The sequence below is a fragment of the Pseudomonas sp. ADAK2 TE3594 genome, from assembly GCF_053628675.1.
The window spans coordinates 625951-645450 of the sequence record NZ_JBRJGV010000001.1; the positions used below are offsets into that span (position 1 = coordinate 625951).

Below are 19500 nucleotides of genomic sequence, written 5' to 3' on the forward strand. Positions count from 1 at the left end.
GGCTTTGAATCGGATGTTTCTGGTAGTGCTGAGAGTTGTAAGAGAATTAGTTGTAGGGCGATGCCCCGCAGTACTGTGGGGCAATTGGATGGCGGGGACGAAACGAAACCGGGCTATCCTGCCGACTCAGTCGAACCGAAATCATCGAGCCCTCCCATGTTGCAAAAAAGCCTGATTCGCCGCCTCGACCTGATCACTCTCCAACTGTTTGTGGCCGTCCACGAAGAGGGCACCTTGACCCGTGCCGCTGCCCGTGAAGCGATCGCGGTGTCGGCGGCCAGCAAGCGCTTGATGGAATTGGAGGAGGCGCTAGGCATCAGCCTGTTCGTGCGCCAGGCCAAGGGCATGACCCTGACGCCGGCCGGCGAAACCCTGCTGCACCATGCACGGCAGATGCTGTTTAACGTCGAGAAAATGGGCCTCGAACTGGGCGAACATAGCCACGGTGTACGGGGTTATGTGCGGATGCTTGCCAATTTGTCGGCGATCATTCAGTTCCTGCCTGAAGACTTGCGAGACTTTTCCGAACGCCATCCGCAGGTCAAGACCGACCTCGAAGAACGCCCCAGCAGTGGGGTGATTCAGGGCGTGCTCGATGGCGTGGCAGACCTCGGGATCTGTTCCAGCGACAGTGACGTCAAAGGTCTGCACAGTGTTCTTTATCGCCGGGACAAACTGATGGTGTTGATGCCGGCCGATCATCCGCTGGCGAGTCGCTCGACCCTGGCTTTTGCCGACACGCTGGACAGCGATTACGTCGGTTTGCACGCCGCCAGTTCCATCAACATGCGCACCCATGCGGCCGCCCGCAAGGCCGGCAAGGTGCTGAGGCTGCGGATTCATGTGCCGGGTTTCGACGCCATGTGCCGGATGGTCCAGGCCAACATGGGCATCGGCATCCTGCCGCAAAAAGCCTACGAACTGTTTGGCCGGGCGTTGGGTTTGCACGCGGTGCCGCTGACGGATGACTGGTCGGATCGTGCGTTGATACTGGTGGTGCGCGATGAAGCGAGGCTGTCGCCGGTGAGCCGGATGTTGTTTGAGCAGTTGCGTGGTCAGGCCTGACTGTTCTCTATTGGATGGGCCGGCCTCTTCGCGGGCAAGCCTCGCTCCTACAGGGTTTTGTGTGCCCGCCGCCAATCCTGTAGGAGCGAGGCTTGCCCGCGAAGACTGACTTGAGATCGCCGCAATTCTTCTGCCGAGCATTCGCATTTCGCGAACGGTCGTTGCCAACTGAAGGTTGGATTCCTTGCCCCTCGGTCCTCTAGCCTTGGCTCATATTCCAAGAACAAGAGGTACCCCGCGATGACTGCCCCCTTGAGTGCAATCAAAGTGATCGAGATTGGCACACTGATCGCCGCGCCTTTCGCCGCGCGCATGCTCGCCGAGTTCGGCGCCGAAGTGATCAAGATCGAAGCCATGGGCCAGGGCGATCCCCTGCGCAAATGGCGCAAGCTGCACGAAGGCACTTCGCTGTGGTGGTACCTGCAATCGCGAAACAAGAAGTCCCTGGCGCTGAATCTGAAATCCCCTGAAGGCATCGAACTGGTTAAGCAACTGGCGACCGACGCTGATGTGCTGATCGAAAACCTGCGCCCCGGTGCCCTGGAGAAACTCGGCCTGGGCTGGGACGTGTTGCATGCCCTCAATCCCAATCTGACGCTGGTGCGCATTTCCGGTTATGGCCAGACCGGCCCGTACCGTGATCGTCCGGGTTTCGGTGCCATCGGCGAGGCCATGGGCGGGATTCGCTACACCACCGGCACCCCCGGTTCACCGCCGGCCCGAGTGGGCGTGAGTCTCGGTGATTCCCTGGCTTCGTTGCACGCGGTGATCGGTGCGCTGATGTCGCTGCTGCGGGTCAAGACCGGGCAGGGCGGCGGGCAGGTGGTGGATGTGTCGTTGGCCGAAAGCGTGTTCAACGTGATGGAAAGTCTGGTGCCGGAATACGACATGCTGGGCCATGTTCGTGAGCGCAGCGGCGGGGCGTTGCCGGGCATCGCGCCCTCCAATACCTACCTGACTGCCGACGGCGCCTATGTGGTGATCGCCGGCAACAGCGACCCGATCTATAAGCGACTGATGACGGTGATTGGCCGGGTCGACCTGGCCGAAGCACCGGAGTTTGCGCATAACGATGGCCGCGCCGCCAAAAGTAATGTGCTCGACGCTGCCATCACTCACTGGACCAGCAGCCTGCCTATCGACGAAGTGTTGTCGGCGTTGGAAGCTGCCGAAGTTCCGGCCGGGCGCATCTACTCGGTAGCCGACATCGTTGCCGATCCGCATTACCAGGCGCGGGGCATGCTGCTCAACGCCGAATTGCCCGGCGGCGCCACGGTGAAGATGCCGGGCATCGTACCGAAAATGTCCGAGACCCCAGGTGGCGTGAACTGGTCGGGGCCGAGTCTGGGTCAGCACACCAACGGCATTCTCGCGGGGCTGGGCCTGACTGACCAGGACATCGAACGGCTGAAAGCTGAAGGGGTGGTGCAATGATCACTGATTATTCCCAGAGGCTGATCGTTCAGGAAGTCTCCCCGCGTGACGGCTTGCAGATCGAGCCGACCTGGGTCGAAACCGTCGACAAGATTGCACTGATCGATCAGTTGTCGCTGGCGGGGTTCAGCCGCATCGAAGCAGGCTCGTTCGTTTCGCCCAAGGCCATTCCAGCGTTGCGCGATGGCGAGCAAGTGTTCAAGGGCATCGCCCGACGGCCGGGCGTGATCTATGTCGCATTGATCCCCAACCTCAAAGGCGCACAACGAGCACTGGATTCGGGGGCCGATGAGCTGAACCTGGTGATGTCCGCCAGCCAGACCCATAACCTGGCGAATATGCGGATGCGCTGCGAGGCGTCATTGGCGGCGTTTGGCGAGATCGTCGAATTCATTCGCGGCACCCAGGTGCGGCTCAACGGCAGCATCGCCACGACTTTCGGTTGCCCGTTTGAAGGCGGGATCGATGAGGACCGGGTGCTGCAGATCGTCGACGCTTATCAGGAACTCGGGATCCAGGGCATTACCCTGGCCGACACCACTGGCATGGCTAATCCGCGTCAGGTCGATCGCTTGGTGCGCAGAGTCTTGCAGCGGGTTTCGCCAGCGGATCTGACCCTGCATTTCCATAACACTCGCGGCCTCGGTTTGTGCAACGTCCTGGCCGCCTACGAGGCCGGAGCCCGTCGTTTCGATGCGGCCCTCGGCGGCCTTGGCGGTTGCCCGTTTGCGCCGGGTGCCTCGGGCAATATCTGCACGGAGGATCTGGTCAACCTGTGCGATGAAATCGGTATTCACACCGGCATCGATCTGCCGTTGTTGCTGAAGTTGTCCCGAGGATTGCCCACATTGCTGGGGCACGAAGTCCCCGGGCAACTCGCCAAGGCCGGGCGTAATTGCGACCTGCACCCCACGCCTTCCTGAACCCACCACGAACCCTGTAGGAGCGAGGCTTGCCCGCGAAAGCGGTTTGTCAGCCTCCATCAATGCTGAATGGCAGACCGCTTTCGCGGGCAAGCCTCGCTCCTACAAAAAAGCGCGATCACTGAACACCTCAGCCAGACAACAAAAACAATCGGGACTCCCACGTGAAGTCCATCTGGAGAAACACTATGAGCCTCAATGTACTGGAGGCGGGCGCGAGCCCGTACGTTAGCCACGACGCCGAAAAAGCCCTGGTGCGCAAAGTCGCCTGGCGACTGATGCCGCTGATCATGGTCTGCTACCTGTTTGCGTTTTTCGACCGCATCAACATCAGCTTCGCCAAGTTCCAGTTGCAGGCTGACCTGAGCCTGAGCGACACCGCTTACGGCCTCGGCGCCGGGCTATTTGTAGTGGGTTACGTGATTTTCGAAGTACCGAGCAACATGATGCTCTACAAGGTCGGCGCCCGGCGCTGGATCGCCCGGATCATGATGTCCTGGGGTATCGCCACGGCGGCCATGGTCTTCGTCAACAGCGAATGGCAGTTCTACGCCTTGCGCTTCGTGATCGGTGCGATGGAAGCGGGTTTCGCCCCCGGTGTGCTGTATTACCTGACGCTGTGGTTCCCGCAGCACTATCGCGGGCGCATCACTTCGATGCTGTTTCTCGCGTCGGCGTTTGCCGGGTTGGTTGGCGCACCGTTCTCCGGGCTGGTGCTGCAACACCTTGATGGCTTCCTTGAAATGCGCGGCTGGCATTGGCTGTTTCTACTCGGTGGCGTGCCTTGCATCGGTCTCGGTTTGTTGGTGCTGACCTTGCTCAAGGACCGCATCGAAGACGCCCATTGGCTGACGCCGTCAGAGAAGACGCTGCTGGCCAGCCGTATCGCTCACCATGAACCGCACAAGAGCGGTGGCTCCTTGCTGGCGGCGTTGCGGATTCCGGGTTTCCTGACGTTGGGGCTGATCTACTTTCTGATTCAGGTGGCGTCCTACGGCTTGAACTTCTGGGCGCCGCAACTGATCCGCAGCGCCGGCACCGAGAGCCCGGTGATGATCGGCTTGCTGACCGCCATCCCTTACATCTGCGGTGCCATCAGCATGGTGGTGATCGGGCGGTTGTCCGATGCCACCGGCGAACGGCGCAAGTTTGTCGCAGGTTTAGTGGTGGTAGGCGCGGTGGGGTTCTTCTGCGCAGGGATCTTCGCTGACCACACGACCTTTCTGATTGTCGCCCTGGGCTTGCTCGGTGCCGGGATCATCGCTTCCATCCCCAGCTTCTGGACCCTGCCGCCGAAACTGCTGGCCGGGGCTGGTGCAGGTGCCGCAGGCGGGATCGCGGTGATCAATACTCTTGGCCAGTTCGGTGGGATCGTCAGCCCGGTCATGGTCGGGCGGATCAAGGATTTGACCGGCAGTACTACCCCGGCGCTGTACGTCATCGGCGTTGCCGCACTGATTGCTGCTGCATTGCTGTTGTGGGGATTGCCGCAGAAGCTGCGCACGCTCGATAAGTTCTGAGATTTGCGGTTTTGGACCGGACGCCATCGCGGGCAAGCCCGCTCCCACATTGACCGCGTCAGGCACAGGATCTATGTCCGACGCCAATCCCTGTGGGAGCGGGCTTGCCCGCGATGGCTGACTCACAGCCAACAAACCCCCAGCGGCTATACGCCCAAGACCGTTTAAGTTGTACGCTCCGGTCGAAACCAGCCTCAAGGTTACGAAACCCATGCTAACCGGCCTCAACCACCTGACCCTCGCCGTCACCGACCTGAACCGCAGCGTGGCGTTCTATCGCGATCTGCTGCAACTTCAGCTTGAAGCCACGTGGGACACCGGTGCCTATCTCTCATTACCCGGTCTGTGGTTGTGCCTTTCTCTCGATCCGCTGCGCGAATCCGCGTCCGCTGCTGACTACACTCATTACGCCTTCAGTATCGGCGCTACGGACTTCCCGTTGTTCGTCGAACGCCTGCGATCCGCCAACGTGCGGGAATGGCGGGACAACCGCAGTGAAGGCGCATCGTTCTATTTTCTCGACCCGGACGGGCACAAGCTTGAAGTGCATGTCGGGGATTTGGCGTCGCGGCTGGCGGCGTGTCGGCAACGGCCGTATGCGGGGATGAAGTTCTTCGACGATCTGTGAGTCGATGTTCTGGGTCCTGGGATAGACTTGCGTCCATTCATCCGGCGTTTCAACAGGAATTCCCATGACTCCATCGCTGCTAATGGCCGTTCTCGCCTCGGGCTTCATTTATGGCATCACGCCGGGGCCGGGTGTGCTGGCGGTGTTCGGCATCGGCGCGGCGCGCGGGCGGCGGGCCGGAGCGGGGTTTCTGTGCGGGCATTTGCTGGGCGACGTGGTCTGGTGCAGCACGGCGCTGGTCGCGATTGTCGGTGCGCGGGAAATCGGCAGCACCGCGTTCGATGTGTTGGGCGTACTCAGCGGGCTCTACCTGTTCTGGCTGGGCCTGCGCGCGGTGCGGGCTCGTCGCGGCAGTGCCGAAGCACCTCAAGGCCCGGCGCGGCAGCCGTTCTGGCACGGCATCCTGTTCGGTCTGACCAACCCCAAGGCTTATCCGGTGGCGGTGGCGACCTTTACTGCGCTGCTGTCCAGCCGTGCAGAATTGTTGCATTGGTCGATGCTGCCATGGTTGATCATCCTGAGCTTCGTTGGTGGCCTTTTGGCCTACGCTATTCTCATAGGCATCGTCGGCGCGCGTCAGGTACGCACGTTGTATCAGCGTCATGAACTGGCGATCACTCGGTTGTGCGGGGTAATGTTCATCGGTTTTGCCATCAACGCCCTGGTGCATGCGCTGCCGGGACTGGTGACGAACAAGGCTTGAGGCTGATCGCAGGGAAGCGTCGGCTGCACAGTCATCGCTCGGGCGTATGACCGGTCAGGGAAGGTTGTTCAATGTTGGATTGTCCGGACACGCTCTCTGCACCATGGCAACCAGAAATTCAGCGCCACTGGCGAGTTACATCGACCTCTTGCTGGACGCCGTCTGTGCGGTGGACAAACAAGGTCGCTTCGTATTTGTCAGCGCGGCCTGCGAGCGCATTTTCGGTTACACCCCCGACGAGCTGATCGGCCAACCGATGATCGATCTGGTGCACCCCGCCGACCGACAGCGCACCCTCGACGCCGCGCGGGAAATCATGGGGGGCGAGCCCAAGCTCAACTTTGAAAATCGTTACCTGCGCAAGGACGGCCGGGTGGCGCACATTCTCTGGTCTGCGCGCTGGTCGGAAGTCGACCAATTGCGCATTGCCGTTGCCCACGACATCACTGAGCGCAAACAGGCCGAGTCCCGACAAGCGGCGCTGTACGCAATCTCCGAGGCGGCCCACGCGGCGGAAGATCTGCTGGCGCTGTTCAAACGCATCCATTCGATCATCGGCGAATGGCTCCCGGCGTTGAATTTCTCCGTGGCGCTGTATGACGAACACTGCGCGCAGCTGAATTTTCCCTATCACGTCGACGACCGTGAACCGCAACCCGAGGAGCCCGGGACTGTGACCGGGCGTCTTTGCAGTGAAGTCATTCGCAGCGGCTTGCCGATTTTGTTGACTCCGGATCAGGACAATCCGCCGGCGGGGTTTGCGGCACTGGTCGCGGGCCAGGATTCGCCCTGCTGGCTGGGCGTGCCATTGAGTTCGCAGAACGGCACCATTGGTGCGTTGATCGTTAAAAGCGTACCGGGCGGCGAGCGTTATACCGAGCAAGACAAAGAGCTGCTGCAGTATGTTTGCGCCCAGGTTGCGACCGCTATCGAGCGCAAGCAATTGCATACCCGGCTTCAACGCATGGCCCAGTACGACCAATTGACCCAGTTACCCAATCGCGAATTGCTGCGCGAACGCCTCAAAGCCTCGCTGGCGCTGGCCCGAACAGACTCCGGTCGAATGGCGTTGCTCTACGTCGACCTCGACCGCTTCAAGCAAGTCAACGACACCCTCGGTCATGCGGTCGGCGACATGCTGTTGCAAGCGGTCGCCAATCGGCTCAAGGGCTGCGTGCGCGAAACCGACACCGTAGCGCGTATCGGTGGTGATGAATTTGTCGTGTTATTGCACAGCATCCACGCCGCGGAAGATGCCGAGAATGTGGCGGGAAAAATCCGCCAGGTGCTGGTTCAGCCCCTGCGACTGGACGGGCACAACCTGAACATCCAACCGAGCATCGGCGTCGCGCGATACCCCGAGCATGGCACTGAAGAAAACCAGCTGTTCAGGCATGCCGATGAGGCGATGTACGCCGCAAAGCGCCAGCATCACCTGCGTCTCGGGGTCTGAAAGTCCGTCACCGTTCGTCGCAGCGTTGCCAGGTTTTTTAAACCTTTTTGATGATGGAAATTCTTATTCTATGCGGGCGGCTGCTCGCTGCTCTCATCATCAAGAGGATGAAAACCATGCCTACTTCAAAAAATCCGAGTCCGGGTAGTGCCCACGATCGAACGAAGGCGTCTGAAGCCGGTCGCAAAGGTGGGAAAACCACCACGACGACCGTTGATAAAGACTCCGCGAAAGGCGGCATGGGCCGCAAAGGTGGTCAGAAATCCCGGTAGTAGTGAAGGTGGTTTTATTAAAAGACGGGGGCGTAAGCTCCCGTTTGAATTTTCAAAGAAGGAGGGCGCGACCATGAGCCGGATGGCCACCCGTTTACGCAATGCCAGTTTTGTCACTTTATTGGGTCTGTTTACCAGCAGTGCCTTTGCCCAGTCCGCCGCGGAATTCATCAACGAAGCGTCGGCCAAAGGCATGGCCGACATCGAAGCCAGTCGCCTGGCGCACCAGAAAACCGAATCCAAAGAGGTCAAGGATTACACCATCGTGGTGATCAACGACCTCACCACCGCGAACCAGCATCTGGCGAAAATTGCCAAGCAACTTGATTTACCGGTCGCACCACGCGAAGAGGTAATGGACAAGGCCAAAGCCTTGATACCGGAGGTGAAGGACGATGCGTCCTTCGATCAGGCGTACGCCGCCAGTCAGGTGAAAACCACCCAAGAGACCATCGAGCAGCTTCAACAACAAGCGCAGACCACGGACGTGCCGCAAATCAAAGCGTTCGCCGAAGAAACCCTGCCCAAACTGCAAAACCACCTGCAAATGGCCAGGGCCCTGCAAGCCAGTCGCTAGCACCAATGGCGCGGGTGACGTCGCCGGTCACCCGCGGGGCATGGATCAAAACTCATTCAATCCTGATTCTTTGTTTCCGGGACGACAGTGCCGTCCAGGGAAATCGTTTCGCCCTCGCCAAGGTGGCGATATTTCTTTCTCAACTCTTCCAACTGTTTGAGATCCAGCGATTCGAGCCCCAGCATCGCGTTCTGCGCTTCTTTGGTTACTCGCAATAACTCATCGATCTTCAAGTGCAAAATGTCCGTGTCGCGGTTCTGGGTGTTCTGGATCAGGAACACCATCAGGAAGGTGATGATGGTGGTCGAGGTGTTGATGATCAGCTGCCAGGTATCGTTGAAATGAAAAATCGGCCCGCTCAAACCCCACAGGAAAATCAGAGCGATCGCCCCCAGAAATGTCCGGGGCAGGCCGGCCCACAGGGATAGTTTCTGTGCAATATTTGCGAATTTCATTGCCGTGTTCCTCGTAGGGATGCGCCTGATTTTCAGACAGCACGGGCATAACGAAAATTCTGCTGAATATTGGCTGCGGGATGAAAGACCGGTGTGCTGAACCCTCTGTCAGGGCTCGTCACTCGGGGCTGAGAAGGTCGCAACCATTTCTACTGCCTAGGGAGTTGATCGATCGCGTTCTTCATCGGAATGGGGCCTATGGCGACTAGCTGTGTTGGGTAAACGGCATAAAAAGAACCGGCCTATTGAGTCATGCCAGTCAGTTAAGGACAAATCGGACCTGTAGGAGCCAGGCTTGCCGGCGAAAGCGCACTTAAGGACGCCTTCGCCGGCAAGCCTGGCTCCTACGAAAAGCGGTTTGCTCGCTCAACTGGCCGGCATCAGGCCCTTGATGCCGGTTTTTTTGTGCATATCCATTCACGCCGACAGCGTCACCTCAGTCTTCCAGCTGAAGTACCCCACCGCTTCACAGCGCTGGTTGATCAGCATGAAGTTCAGTTCGCAGGCTGTCACGCCCGTGCTCAGTTGCGAACACTCCCAATAATGATCATCGGCGCTATGGCTGCCAGGCTGGGTCGGGTTGGCGGGGTCGGGCGCGGGGACTGTCTGGTCGCTGTGAACGATCAGTTTGGGCGGCGAAAGAACCCCGGCGCCGTCCACCGTCAGGTCGTGAAATACAACCGTATGTTCGGTTAGCAGGCTGACGGTTCTGCCGCGAATATGGAAGACCTTTCCGTTGCTGGCGGTCAGCGTTATTTTACTGTCATTTTCAGCACTTTGTGTCGTCGTGCTACTAGTCACGGGGAAGATGAAACCATCTTCAATCACCGTCGGGTTCTGCGATTCAAGACTGGGTTGCGGATAGCGTGAAAGCAACGATTCGGCATCGACAATCAGAAGCACACTACTGGCTATCACGGCGCCCGCCGAAGGGGAGCTAATCGGTTCGGAAGTCATCATGGATCCTTTCATGATGTTGACGCAAAACGGTAACCGCTTCGGTTCAAGCGAGACATCCTGTTCCAGCCGAGGCGGCAACGAGCCCGGTAGGCCCCTCGTTGCCAAGGGGCCCGGCCCAGCATCAGTTACGGATGGTAATGAACGGATCCCATGTGCAGCAGCCGATGATCTGGCAGTCGCGATTCACGATCAGAAACTGGAAGTGATAGGTCACGCTGCCGCAAGCAAGGGTTTCCGAAGACCAGTAATGGTTATCGACTTTCTGGCAGCTGGGCACCGATGGATTGCTGGTGTTAGGGACTGCAAAGGAGGCGGTAGCCTTGCGTGGCGTGGGTGTAGAGATCAACTCGTTGCCTGCGTTACCGACGAACTTGTAGAAAATCACTGCTTGCTCGAAGCCCAGCGACAGGCTGGCTTCACGCCAGCGAATCAAATCGCCTACCTGAGCTTTCAAGTTGAGTTCGCCACCGGCCTGGCCACTCACCACGTTGTTCTGATTGGTCACCATGTATACATGATTGACGTCGATCATCGTCGGTGCAGCAGGGTTTTTGCTGATGTTCGGGTAGTTTTTCAGAATGGTTTCGGTGTCGATCGAAACAAGTACATCCGTGACTCGAGACATAGTAAAGCTCCTTTGAACATAGTGATTACCTGGCTACCTACCAGGCACGACAACGCTTGTTTGCCTTGCGGCCGTTGCGAACACACTACTGGGGAACCCACTCGATCACGGGGTACGAGCTGGCCTTGCTCCTTGCCTTGAAATGACGGGTTGGGTTCCTTCCAACAGGCCGCGACTAGGACTATAGATGCCATTTCTATGCTGTCAAAATCGCTTTGCTCTTCGGTCGACGAACGGTCCTTTTGGTTATGGCTTTCAATGATTTTGCGATAAGAAAAGGCTCATTGAGATCCCCTGTGTTTTTCAATCGTCAAGTGATCCGGGTTCAGGCAATAGACAGACAAGGCCTGTTAAAAGAGTCATGAGCCAGGCAGGAGCATGGTTAGAAAAGGGGGCTGTTTTTTTGCTGATTCACTCGATTTGGCTTTCAAGCCTGAGGAGGCGGCATGTTGTTACGTTACATGGTGTTGCTGGCGGTGGTGGTTGCCGCTGCGGGTTGTGTGCAGGAACGGGTTGTTCATGACCGGCGTCCGGTGCAGCGTGAATATGTTGAAATCATCGCACCGCAGCCGCCACCGGAACGCGTTGTTGAGGTAGAGCCTGCGGGGCGGCCGGGTTATCTCTGGTCGAGGGGGTACTGGCGTTGGGAGGGTGGGCGTTATGTCGCGGTTCATGGCCATTGGGTCCCGGAACGGCCGGGGTATCGTTATGTGCATCCGCACTGGGAGCAACGTAACGATGGCTGGCATTGGCGGGTGGGGGCGTGGGTTAACTGACGCGGTCAATGTATCGTAGCGAACCGGTTGTCTGCCTCTGGCTACAACCTCCGACAGGAGAGCGATATGAGTTGGTCCGCCAAACAATACGTAGCGTTTGAAGATGAGCGAACGCGCCCGGCGCGTGACTTGCTGGCTGCCATCCCCCCCGTGGACGTCCAATCGGCAATCGACATCGGTTGCGGCCCGGGTAATTCCACCGAGTTGCTGGTGCAGCGCTTCCCCAATGCCGCGGTGCGAGGGGTGGACAGTTCACCGGATATGATCGAGGCCGCTCGCAAGCGTTTGCCTCACCTGCGTTTCGACACTGCAGACATTGATGCCTGGAACGAGACCGGCCCGTTCGACGTGATTTTCGCCAACGCCGTGTTGCAGTGGCTGCCCGATCACGCCCGGTTGCTGCCGTCATTGGTGGCCAGGCTCGCGCTCGGCGGCAGTCTGGCGATTCAGATGCCCGACAACCTCAATGAACCGTCGCACAGGTTGATGCGCGAGGTCGCAGCGAACGGCCCTTGGGCTGACAAACTGGCAAGGGCCGCAGGCCTGCGAACGGAAATGGAGGATGCGGGTGGTTACTACTCGATGCTGCGTGCCCACTGCACCCGCGTCGATGTATGGCGCACCACTTACTACCATCCACTCGCGGCCGGCGCATCGGGCGTGGTCGAGTGGTTCAAGGGCAGCGGTTTACGGCCTTTCCTTGAGCCGCTGGATGAAGCGGAGCGGGAGCAGTATCTCAAGCAGTATCTGACGGCGATCGAGCAGGCCTATCCGGCGCTGAGCGATGGTTCGGTGCTGTTGCCGTTTCCACGGTTGTTCATGGTGGCGACGCGCTGACGAACAAAGGGACATGCCTGGTCGTTTGTCCCTTTGGTTTACCAATCTTCGAACCATCAGCCCTGCTGCAAAACCTTGAGTGCCGCCGAGGCCAGAAACCCGGAGCGACTTTTCTCTTCCGGATGATGCAGTACGTATTCGTCGATACGGTTGAGCAAGTAGCCGGGCAAGGTGATGTTGAGCTTCTGGGCCTTGCCCAGGTATTTGGTGACATCGATGTCCACCACGGCCCACGTACACCCTGCGTAGTGCGGATTGGCCGCATGCAGGGTCACTTTGTTGGCGGGCGGAATCGGTGATCCGTCTTCGGCCAGTATTTCGAAATGGCCTTCGATGGCTTCGCGCGCCATGGCCATGGCGTCATCCAGATCCTCCCCAGCGGAGAAACAACCCGGAATATCCGGTACTTCAACACCCCAGGCGTGTTCATCATCGCCCATGGAGATTGCAATTGGGTAAAGCATGTTCGTCATTCTCCTAAGGCGCTGCTTGTGGTTACTATGCCTGCTGAAATTCACTAGTCAACACTATAACCACCAATGCATCCTGAGCACTGACGTGCTAGCGGCATGAAATGAGTCGGGAGGGCAATTGGCGATGGCTTGGGGAAGGCCGGGCTTTCTGTATTGCAGGGTTTTGCCGAGGCGCTGGGGAGCGAGGGAGATCAAATCTCATGCATAAAAAAACCGGCGGAAATCGGGGACCTGTAGGAGCCAGGCTTGCCGGCGAAGGCGTCCTTAAGAGCGCCTTCGCCGGCAAGCCTGGCTCCTACAAAACCATCATGACGCGAGACTGAAATTGAGTGGAGCGGGCAAAGGGAATCGAACCTGAAGAAAAACCAATGCCGAGCATCACGCAGTAGCTTCTAAATCAGCTGATCAATCAAAACCGCGTTGGTATAGATCAAGCTTCCATCGCTCGCTCGATGCCCGACCAAATGGAACTGACCGCGCCCGTGCTGCAAGTAGACGCGCATTTGGCAGTCGGACAAGGGGTCGTATCCCTCTGGCAAGACCAAATCCATTGAGCTCATGTCGACATCAACCATGGCTTCAGGCTCATGGGTCTTCTGTAGGCGTTCTTCAGCTTCCTCCAGACGCAGATGGAGGGGGCCATCGACATCAAAACTGATCTCACCCACCGGGGTGGACTTTGGGGCGCCGCCGGGTTTGCACCAGCCTTCGATCGTCAGGTTACTCATGACGAAACCTCCGTCGTGGACTACTGGAGTCTGTAGCTCTTGTCTCTTCTCAAGCCATCCGTTTCTGGCCAGTTCTGCCATCCGTCATCAGAATTGAGTATAGCTGGCAACCCGGCCTCGCTTGCTGTACCCGCGTCAAATCGCTACGCCCATTTAGTCTTGAGAGACGTAATGCTGAATATCCATAGTTATATGTAGCGAATAGCTTTAAACGATTAACTTAATGTTCGAATTGGAATATCTGGCCAACAGGTTTTTCAGAAAAAGCGCGTGTTCCGTCCGTGCACTATACTTCCTGCTGACTTTACCGTCGGAATGGATGGTATTTGTCTGCCCTGCTTGGACGTCAGTGGCGATGCGTTTGCATAACCAGTGAACAACAGGAATAGGATGAAGAGAAAATGGCAATAGCAATTATCTTGATACTAATCGTTATTGCATCAGTGTTGTTCCATATACTAGCGCCTTGGCATGCGACACCGGCAGCCTCCAACTGGGGGTCTATAGACACCACCCTGTTCATCACCCTGATCATTAGCGGAATATTTTTCATCGCGATTACGGTATTTATGGCGGTAGCCGTGATGCGTTATCGTCACAAGGAGGGTGCCAGGGCGCACTACCAGCCAGAAAGTAAAAAACTGGAAACATGGTTGATTATCGTGACCTCGATAGGGATTGCCGCGATGTTGGCGCCAGGCCTGGTGGTTTACAGTGATTTCATCAATGTGCCGAAAAATGCCTATGAACTTGAAGTGGTCGCCCAGCAGTGGCAGTGGGCCTTTCGTTTTGCCGGCCAGGACGGGAAGCTGGGTAAATCGGATATCAAGTTTGTTGATTTCACCAATCCCCTCGGCCTTGATCCCAAGGATCCTGTCGGGCAGGACGATGTGCTTATAAAAAGCAATGAAGTTCGCCTTCCGCTCGATCAGCCAGTGAAAGTTTTACTGCGCTCTAAAGATGTGCTGCACAATTTTTATATCCCGCAAATTCGCAGCAAGATGGACATGGTGCCGGGGATGGTGTCGTACTTTTGGTTTACGCCGACTAAAACCGGGAAATATGAAATCCTTTGTGCTGAATATTGTGGTGTAGGTCATTACAACATGCGCGGCCAGATGATCGTGGAAGAGCAGGGCGCCTTCGATCAATGGCTGAACAGCCAACCGACTTTTGCGCAGACATTAACGACAGCTGCCAAACCCAGTCAGGACAGCGTGTTGGAAAAAGGTCGCTTGTTGGTCGAAAAATACGGCTGTGGTGCCTGCCATAGCCAGGATGGCAGTACCAGTCTCGGCCCGGGATGGAAGGGGCTTTACGGCCGCACTGAACAGTTTGCCGATGGCACCCGTGCACTGGTCGATGAGGCCTACCTGAAAGAGTCGATCCTCGATCCGAAGGCCCGCCTGGTACAGGGCTACCCGCCAGTCATGGTGGCCTATACTCTCACTGGAGATGAACTGGGTGCTGTCGTCGCCCTGATCAAATCACTGGGTGCCGCGCAGCAAGAACCTTCTGCCAGCGAAAAGTTGGACAGAGGTGACGACTTGGCGACGCAGGGGCAGCGGCTGGCCGAGTCGCTCGGCTGTCTGGCCTGCCACAGTGTCGATGGCAGCAAGGGCGTCGGCCCCAGCTGGCAGGGCCTGTATAGCGAGGCCGTAACCCTTGCCGACGGTACGAGTATCAAGGCCGATGAGGGCTATATAAAGGATTCGATTCTTAATCCCGGCGCCAAAATCGTCAAAGGCTACGCAGCTGTCATGCCGGCCTTTACCCCGAGTGATCAGGAGTTGAACGCACTGATCGCCTTTATCAAATCCAAAGCGAATGCCGACGCTGATGCGAGCAAGGCGGAGCCAGGGAAGTAGCCGTAAAGCAGCCAGGAATGCACCGAAACTTCGAACAGGAGGATGACGTGATGGCCTATGCGGAGCAAGCCGAAACAGAAGCACTACACGAGCCCAAAAGCTTCCTGACCAAATATATCTGGAGTCAGGACCACAAGGTCATAGCCATTCAATATTCCGTGACGGCTATATTCGTGGGCGTTATCGCCGTGGTGTTGTCCGGCTTGATGCGCATACAGATCGGCTTCCCCGGCGCTTTGGAGTTCATGGACGCCAGTGCTTACTATCAGGCGATGACCATGCACGGCATGATCATGGTCATTTACTTGCTGACGGCCTTGTTTCTGGGTGGCTTCGGTAACTATCTGATCCCGCTGATGGTGGGCGCCCGCGACATGGTCTTCCCCTACGTCAACATGCTGAGTTACTGGTTCTACCTGGTAGCGGTAGTGGTGTTGCTCTCCAGTTTCTTTGTTCCTGGCGGTCCCACCGGTTCGGGCTGGACGCTCTATCCGCCACAGTCCATTTCTCAGGGGACACCGGGGGTCGAGTGGGGCATCGTCCTGATGCTCGTTTCACTGGCGATTTTTATTGTCGCGGCCACCATGGGCGGGTTGAATTACGTCACCACGGTGTTGCAGGCGCGCACCCACGGCATGACATTGTTTCGCATGCCGCTCTCCGTATGGGGAATCTTCATGGCCTCGATCATGGCCTTGCTGGCTTTCCCTGCGTTGTTTGTCAGTGCGGTCATGATGCTGTTTGACAAGCTATTGGGCACCAGCTTCTTTATGCCGGCGATGGTCTCGCTGGGGCAGCAGCTCGATCACCAGGGTGGCAGCCCGATATTGTTTCAGCACCTGTTCTGGTTCTTCGGCCACCCGGAGGTCTACATCGTTGCTCTCCCTGCGTTTGGTCTGGTCTCCGACTTGATCAGCACACATGCGCGTAAAAATATCTTCGGCTACCGAATGATGGTGTGGGCCATTATTGCGATTGGCGTACTCAGCTTTGTGGTCTGGGCGCACCATATGTATGTCAGCGGAATGAACCCGTACTTTGGCTTTTTCTTCGCCGTCACCACCTTGATCATCGCGGTGCCGACCGCACTGAAAGTCTACAACTGGGTGCTGACCCTGTGGCGCGGCGACATCCACCTGACCGTGCCGATGCTGTTTGCCCTGGCCTTTATCGTCACCTTCCTGGTTGGCGGTCTGACCGGGTTGTTTCTCGGCAATGTGATCGTGGATATTCCGCTTTCGGACACCTATTTTGTCGTCGCCCATTTCCATATGGTCATGGGGGTCGCACCGGTACTGGTGGTGTTCGGTGGCATCTATCATTGGTTCCCGAAAGTCACCGGGCGCATGTTGAACGACACCCTGGGCAAGCTGCATTTCTGGATTACCTTTCTGGGCACCTACGCCATCTTCTTCCCCATGCACTACCTGGGTTTTCAGGGCATGCCACGCCGCTACTACGCCTATGAAAACTACGCGTTCATCCCGCAGTCGGCGCAAGAGTTGAATGCCTTCATTACAGTGGTCGCATTGACCGTCGGCGTTTCCCAGTTGCTGTTCCTGTTCAACCTGGCCTGGAGTGCATTCAAGGGCAAGCCTGCAGGCAGCAATCCCTGGGGCGCGGCCAGTCTGGAATGGCAAACGCCGAATACCCCGCCGATACACGGTAACTGGGGGGCGAAGCTGCCGGTCGTGCATCGCTGGGCCTATGACTACAGTGTGCCGGGGATAGAGCAGGATTTCGTTCCGCAAACGGTCTCCGCCGAGGAGCTTGAGCAGATGCGGCAACTCAGTGCCGGAACCAAGATAGCGGACGTTAAAACATGAAAAGGCTGCTATTGAGAAACGCCGACGGTGCTGACCCTGGCGGCAGTTGGAGTCGCGACCCTGACGGTATCCAGGCCCCCGAGGGTGCCGATAGAGGCCAAATCGCAAGAGTGGGCTTGCGCTTGTTCCTGGGTGTGGTGAGTTCGTTATTCTTTCTCTTCCTGATCGCCTTTATTGCCCGTTCACAAATGGCCGACTGGCTACCCCTGACAGACCCCTTGGCGCCGTTAGCCAATCTCTGGCAGCTATGGCTGAATTCGGCTTTTCTGGTATTCAGTTGCATCGCACTGCAGTGGTCGCGTATGGCCGCCCGGCAGGCTCGACTGGACGCAACAGTCATTGGTTTCGCATTGGGGGGCGTGTTTGCCATCGCCTTTCTGGTGGGGCAACTCTGGGTCTGGCAGCAGTTTGTGGCCTGGGGCTACTTTGTCGCCAGCAATCCGGCCAACAGTTTCTTCTACCTGTTAACTGGCCTGCACGGGCTCCACCTGCTGGGCGGGCTGATAGCCTGGGGCATAATCGTCGCTAAATTCCTGCGTCGCGTGCCGTTGCCGCAACTGCGCGTCAGCGTAGAACTCTGTACCACCTATTGGCACTACTTACTGGGTCTTTGGTTCGTGCTATTCGCTTTGCTGGCCAGCACGCCGCAAACCTATGAAGCGATCGCCAGATTCTGCGGCCTGAGGTGAAAAGCCATGGCATCGCACCCACTTGCCCCAGTCGAATCCAGTTCATCCAATCCACCAGACTCACCGCCTGCACCGGGATGGCAGGGCATCGCCAGCGATTGGTCCTCGGATAGAGAGGCCTTCAAGCAGGTCCCTTGGGGCAAGGCGATGATGTGGATATTCCTGCTCAGCGATACGTTTATATTCACCTGTTTTTTAACCGGCTACATGTCGGTACGCATGACCATCACCACCGCCTGGCCAAACCCCAGTGAAGTGTTCGCGTTGACGATCGGCGGTAGAGAGATCCCGCTTATTCTGATCGCGATTATGACCTTTGTGCTGATCAGTAGCAGCGGCACCATGGCCATGGCCGTTAATTTCGCCTATCGCCGTGATCGCGCGAAAACCACTGCGCTGATGCTGGCGACCGCTGCCTTGGGTGTGACCTTCGTCGGCATGCAGGCATTTGAATGGAGCAAACTTATCGCAGAAGGGGTGCGTCCCTGGGGGAACCCCATGGGGGCGGCGCAATTTGGTGCCAGCTTTTTCATGATTACCGGTTTCCACGGACTGCATGTGTCAATCGGCGCCATCTACCTCAGCATTGTGGCGATGAAAGTATTGCGGGGAGATTATGAGCGCTCCGGAAACTATCAAAACGTCGAGATAGCCGGGCTTTACTGGCACTTCGTGGATTTGGTGTGGGTGTTTATTTTTGCATTCTTCTATTTATGGTAGAGGAGCACGGGTGATGGCACATGCTCAGGGTCAGCAACATCCAATCAGCTTGTACCTTAAAATCTGGGGGCTGTTATTCGTCCTCAGTACGCTGTCGTACCTTGTCGACTACTTCCACTTCCATGGCTACCTTCGGTGGTCCCTGATTATCACTTTCATGTTGTTGAAGGCAGGTTTGATTGTCTCCATCTTCATGCATATGGCCTGGGAACGGTTGGCCATGGTCTACGCCATATTGGTGCCACCGTTGTGTTTACTGGTGCTCGTCGGCTTGATGGCCACCGAGGCGGACTATGTTTTCCTCAGCCGGGTCATTTCCTTCGGCCAATAAGCAACTTTCGGATGGCCATGAGCCTCCAGGGACTAACCCGATATCACTCGCTTGAACTGATGCCATTTGTGCTGCCAGGCCACTGTCCAGTGGGGGGCTGCAGTTCCCGTGCCGGCGATGGTCAGCGTTGGATGATGTTCGATTACCCGGTCCAATACCGATTCCTGATTCGGTTCAACATCCACGAAGAAGATATGTTTTCCCTCTTCTACCATCTGTTTAAAACTGCGGAAGTGAGCGTTCGGCACCTGGATGCCAAAAAAACCGCCTTCCCAGATGCAGAAGCCAAATACAACGATGGCCAGGAAGATAAAAGGCACCCAGCCTGCGGCGGATTCGGTCCAGCCCATCCAATAGGCGCCGCCAAGGACCAGCGCCGCGAGGGGCACGCCGACCAACGCACCAATCTCGCCAGAGTGAACAACATCCTGTTTCATCAACGAGTTAACCTCGTGGAGGTGATGTTCTTCAACATCAGCCACTTGTTCACTGAGCACATGAATTTGTTCGGTATTGATGCCGTTGGCTTCCAGTTCATTTTCAACGGCCTCGAGATCGTCGAGATTGTCACTGATGTAATAGTGCCGATTCATGCCACACCTCCCATCTCGTGCTGGCTGTAGACCTCCTTTGTCCT

Annotated in this window: 22 protein-coding genes; 16 read left to right on the forward strand and 6 right to left on the reverse strand. The window is 57.3% G+C overall.

Annotation, left to right across the window (positions count from 1 at the left end):
* Positions 1–156: 156 nt before the first annotated feature.
* From AB7M22_RS02755 to AB7M22_RS02795, 9 genes are all read left to right on the forward strand, one after another.
* Positions 157–1065, forward strand: coding sequence for a LysR family transcriptional regulator (locus tag AB7M22_RS02755; RefSeq protein ID WP_454185164.1), 909 nt, complete (start codon positions 157–159; stop codon positions 1063–1065).
* A gap of 240 nt (positions 1066–1305) precedes the next feature.
* Positions 1306–2499, forward strand: a complete 1194-nt coding sequence (locus AB7M22_RS02760) for a CaiB/BaiF CoA transferase family protein (RefSeq protein ID WP_454185165.1) — start codon at positions 1306–1308, stop codon at positions 2497–2499.
* Positions 2496–3422 (forward strand): hydroxymethylglutaryl-CoA lyase, encoded by a 927-nt coding sequence (locus AB7M22_RS02765; protein WP_454185166.1) that lies wholly within the window; start codon positions 2496–2498, stop codon positions 3420–3422. Before AB7M22_RS02760 ends, AB7M22_RS02765 begins: the two co-directional genes overlap by 4 nt.
* Before the next feature lie 188 nt (positions 3423–3610).
* Positions 3611–4942, forward strand: coding sequence for an MFS transporter (locus AB7M22_RS02770; protein ID WP_454185167.1), 1332 nt, complete (start codon positions 3611–3613; stop codon positions 4940–4942).
* A 211-nt stretch (positions 4943–5153) separates the two neighbouring features.
* On the forward strand, positions 5154–5570 hold the full coding sequence (fos, locus tag AB7M22_RS02775) for a fosfomycin resistance glutathione transferase (RefSeq protein ID WP_454185168.1): 417 nt from the start codon (positions 5154–5156) through the stop codon (positions 5568–5570).
* Positions 5571–5634: 64 nt separating this feature from the next.
* Complete coding sequence (locus tag AB7M22_RS02780) at positions 5635–6273, forward strand: LysE family translocator (RefSeq protein WP_454185169.1); 639 nt, start codon at positions 5635–5637, stop codon at positions 6271–6273.
* 103 nt (positions 6274–6376) lie between these two features.
* Complete coding sequence (locus tag AB7M22_RS02785; RefSeq protein ID WP_454185170.1) at positions 6377–7726, forward strand: diguanylate cyclase domain-containing protein; 1350 nt, start codon at positions 6377–6379, stop codon at positions 7724–7726.
* 116 nt (positions 7727–7842) lie between these two features.
* Positions 7843–7998: a KGG domain-containing protein gene (locus tag AB7M22_RS02790; protein WP_008014777.1), complete on the forward strand. Its 156-nt coding sequence runs from the start codon at positions 7843–7845 to the stop codon at positions 7996–7998.
* A 73-nt stretch (positions 7999–8071) separates the two neighbouring features.
* Positions 8072–8575, forward strand: coding sequence for a DUF4142 domain-containing protein (locus tag AB7M22_RS02795; RefSeq protein WP_454185171.1), 504 nt, complete (start codon positions 8072–8074; stop codon positions 8573–8575).
* A gap of 56 nt (positions 8576–8631) precedes the next feature.
* On the opposite strand, the gene AB7M22_RS02800 is transcribed toward AB7M22_RS02795, so the two are convergent.
* The 3 genes from AB7M22_RS02800 to AB7M22_RS02810 all read right to left on the reverse strand — a co-directional run bounded on the left by AB7M22_RS02800 (position 8632) and on the right by AB7M22_RS02810 (position 10615).
* Complete coding sequence (locus tag AB7M22_RS02800) at positions 8632–9030, reverse strand: low affinity iron permease family protein (protein WP_454185172.1); 399 nt, start codon at positions 9028–9030, stop codon at positions 8632–8634.
* Positions 9031–9447: 417 nt separating this feature from the next.
* Positions 9448–9987: an AidA/PixA family protein gene (locus tag AB7M22_RS02805; RefSeq protein ID WP_454188752.1), complete on the reverse strand. Its 540-nt coding sequence runs from the start codon at positions 9985–9987 to the stop codon at positions 9448–9450.
* A 124-nt stretch (positions 9988–10111) separates the two neighbouring features.
* The gene (locus tag AB7M22_RS02810; RefSeq protein ID WP_007903283.1) at positions 10112–10615 is read right to left on the reverse strand and encodes an inclusion body family protein; all 504 of its coding nucleotides are present in this window, start codon (positions 10613–10615) and stop codon (positions 10112–10114) included.
* Between the two features lie 446 nt (positions 10616–11061).
* Here AB7M22_RS02810 and AB7M22_RS02815 point away from each other — a divergent pair, with 446 nt between their 5' ends.
* Positions 11062–11391, forward strand: a complete 330-nt coding sequence (locus tag AB7M22_RS02815) for a YXWGXW repeat-containing protein (protein ID WP_007903282.1) — start codon at positions 11062–11064, stop codon at positions 11389–11391.
* 66 nt (positions 11392–11457) lie between these two features.
* Positions 11458–12228, forward strand: a complete 771-nt coding sequence (tam, locus tag AB7M22_RS02820) for a trans-aconitate 2-methyltransferase (RefSeq protein ID WP_454185173.1) — start codon at positions 11458–11460, stop codon at positions 12226–12228.
* A gap of 56 nt (positions 12229–12284) precedes the next feature.
* Here the strand turns inward: tam and AB7M22_RS02825 are convergent, their stop codons facing one another.
* Complete coding sequence (locus AB7M22_RS02825) at positions 12285–12692, reverse strand: type II toxin-antitoxin system HicB family antitoxin (protein ID WP_454185174.1); 408 nt, start codon at positions 12690–12692, stop codon at positions 12285–12287.
* Positions 12693–13093: 401 nt separating this feature from the next.
* Positions 13094–13429, reverse strand: coding sequence for a hypothetical protein (locus AB7M22_RS02830; protein ID WP_454185175.1), 336 nt, complete (start codon positions 13427–13429; stop codon positions 13094–13096).
* A 401-nt stretch (positions 13430–13830) separates the two neighbouring features.
* Here AB7M22_RS02830 and AB7M22_RS02835 point away from each other — a divergent pair, with 401 nt between their 5' ends.
* The 5 genes from AB7M22_RS02835 to AB7M22_RS02855 are packed head-to-tail and all read left to right on the forward strand — an operon-like array spanning position 13831 to position 18863.
* Positions 13831–15297, forward strand: coding sequence for a c-type cytochrome (locus AB7M22_RS02835; RefSeq protein WP_454185176.1), 1467 nt, complete (start codon positions 13831–13833; stop codon positions 15295–15297).
* 50 nt (positions 15298–15347) lie between these two features.
* The gene (gene ctaD / locus AB7M22_RS02840; protein ID WP_454188753.1) at positions 15348–17123 is read left to right on the forward strand and encodes a cytochrome c oxidase subunit I; all 1776 of its coding nucleotides are present in this window, start codon (positions 15348–15350) and stop codon (positions 17121–17123) included.
* A complete protein-coding gene (locus tag AB7M22_RS02845; RefSeq protein ID WP_454185177.1) occupies positions 17120–17812 on the forward strand; it encodes a cytochrome c oxidase subunit 3 in 693 nt (230 codons plus the stop codon). Before ctaD ends, AB7M22_RS02845 begins: the two co-directional genes overlap by 4 nt.
* Positions 17813–17818: 6 nt before the next feature.
* The gene (locus tag AB7M22_RS02850; RefSeq protein WP_454185178.1) at positions 17819–18532 is read left to right on the forward strand and encodes a heme-copper oxidase subunit III family protein; all 714 of its coding nucleotides are present in this window, start codon (positions 17819–17821) and stop codon (positions 18530–18532) included.
* Positions 18533–18545: 13 nt separating this feature from the next.
* On the forward strand, positions 18546–18863 hold the full coding sequence (locus tag AB7M22_RS02855; RefSeq protein ID WP_008074510.1) for a cytochrome C oxidase subunit IV family protein: 318 nt from the start codon (positions 18546–18548) through the stop codon (positions 18861–18863).
* 32 nt (positions 18864–18895) lie between these two features.
* Here AB7M22_RS02855 and AB7M22_RS02860 read toward each other — a convergent pair whose 3' ends face one another.
* On the reverse strand, positions 18896–19456 hold the full coding sequence (locus AB7M22_RS02860) for a magnesium transporter (protein ID WP_454185179.1): 561 nt from the start codon (positions 19454–19456) through the stop codon (positions 18896–18898).
* Between the last annotated feature and the right edge of the window lie 44 nt (positions 19457–19500).

Coding starts and splice junctions, on each gene's coding strand:
- AB7M22_RS02755 (WP_454185164.1), top strand. CDS start 157: ATGTTGCAAAAAAGCCTGATTCGCCGCCTCGACCTGATCACTCTCCAA.
- AB7M22_RS02760 (WP_454185165.1), top strand. CDS start 1,306: ATGACTGCCCCCTTGAGTGCAATCAAAGTGATCGAGATTGGCACACTG.
- AB7M22_RS02765 (WP_454185166.1), top strand. CDS start 2,496: ATGATCACTGATTATTCCCAGAGGCTGATCGTTCAGGAAGTCTCCCCG.
- AB7M22_RS02770 (WP_454185167.1), top strand. CDS start 3,611: ATGAGCCTCAATGTACTGGAGGCGGGCGCGAGCCCGTACGTTAGCCAC.
- fos (WP_454185168.1), top strand. CDS start 5,154: ATGCTAACCGGCCTCAACCACCTGACCCTCGCCGTCACCGACCTGAAC.
- AB7M22_RS02780 (WP_454185169.1), top strand. CDS start 5,635: ATGACTCCATCGCTGCTAATGGCCGTTCTCGCCTCGGGCTTCATTTAT.
- AB7M22_RS02785 (WP_454185170.1), top strand. CDS start 6,377: ATGGCAACCAGAAATTCAGCGCCACTGGCGAGTTACATCGACCTCTTG.
- AB7M22_RS02790 (WP_008014777.1), top strand. CDS start 7,843: ATGCCTACTTCAAAAAATCCGAGTCCGGGTAGTGCCCACGATCGAACG.
- AB7M22_RS02795 (WP_454185171.1), top strand. CDS start 8,072: ATGAGCCGGATGGCCACCCGTTTACGCAATGCCAGTTTTGTCACTTTA.
- AB7M22_RS02800 (WP_454185172.1), bottom strand. CDS start 9,030: ATGAAATTCGCAAATATTGCACAGAAACTATCCCTGTGGGCCGGCCTG.
- AB7M22_RS02805 (WP_454188752.1), bottom strand. CDS start 9,987: ATGACTTCCGAACCGATTAGCTCCCCTTCGGCGGGCGCCGTGATAGCC.
- AB7M22_RS02810 (WP_007903283.1), bottom strand. CDS start 10,615: ATGTCTCGAGTCACGGATGTACTTGTTTCGATCGACACCGAAACCATT.
- AB7M22_RS02815 (WP_007903282.1), top strand. CDS start 11,062: ATGTTGTTACGTTACATGGTGTTGCTGGCGGTGGTGGTTGCCGCTGCG.
- tam (WP_454185173.1), top strand. CDS start 11,458: ATGAGTTGGTCCGCCAAACAATACGTAGCGTTTGAAGATGAGCGAACG.
- AB7M22_RS02825 (WP_454185174.1), bottom strand. CDS start 12,692: ATGCTTTACCCAATTGCAATCTCCATGGGCGATGATGAACACGCCTGG.
- AB7M22_RS02830 (WP_454185175.1), bottom strand. CDS start 13,429: ATGAGTAACCTGACGATCGAAGGCTGGTGCAAACCCGGCGGCGCCCCA.
- AB7M22_RS02835 (WP_454185176.1), top strand. CDS start 13,831: ATGGCAATAGCAATTATCTTGATACTAATCGTTATTGCATCAGTGTTG.
- ctaD (WP_454188753.1), top strand. CDS start 15,348: ATGGCCTATGCGGAGCAAGCCGAAACAGAAGCACTACACGAGCCCAAA.
- AB7M22_RS02845 (WP_454185177.1), top strand. CDS start 17,120: ATGAAAAGGCTGCTATTGAGAAACGCCGACGGTGCTGACCCTGGCGGC.
- AB7M22_RS02850 (WP_454185178.1), top strand. CDS start 17,819: ATGGCATCGCACCCACTTGCCCCAGTCGAATCCAGTTCATCCAATCCA.
- AB7M22_RS02855 (WP_008074510.1), top strand. CDS start 18,546: ATGGCACATGCTCAGGGTCAGCAACATCCAATCAGCTTGTACCTTAAA.
- AB7M22_RS02860 (WP_454185179.1), bottom strand. CDS start 19,456: ATGAATCGGCACTATTACATCAGTGACAATCTCGACGATCTCGAGGCC.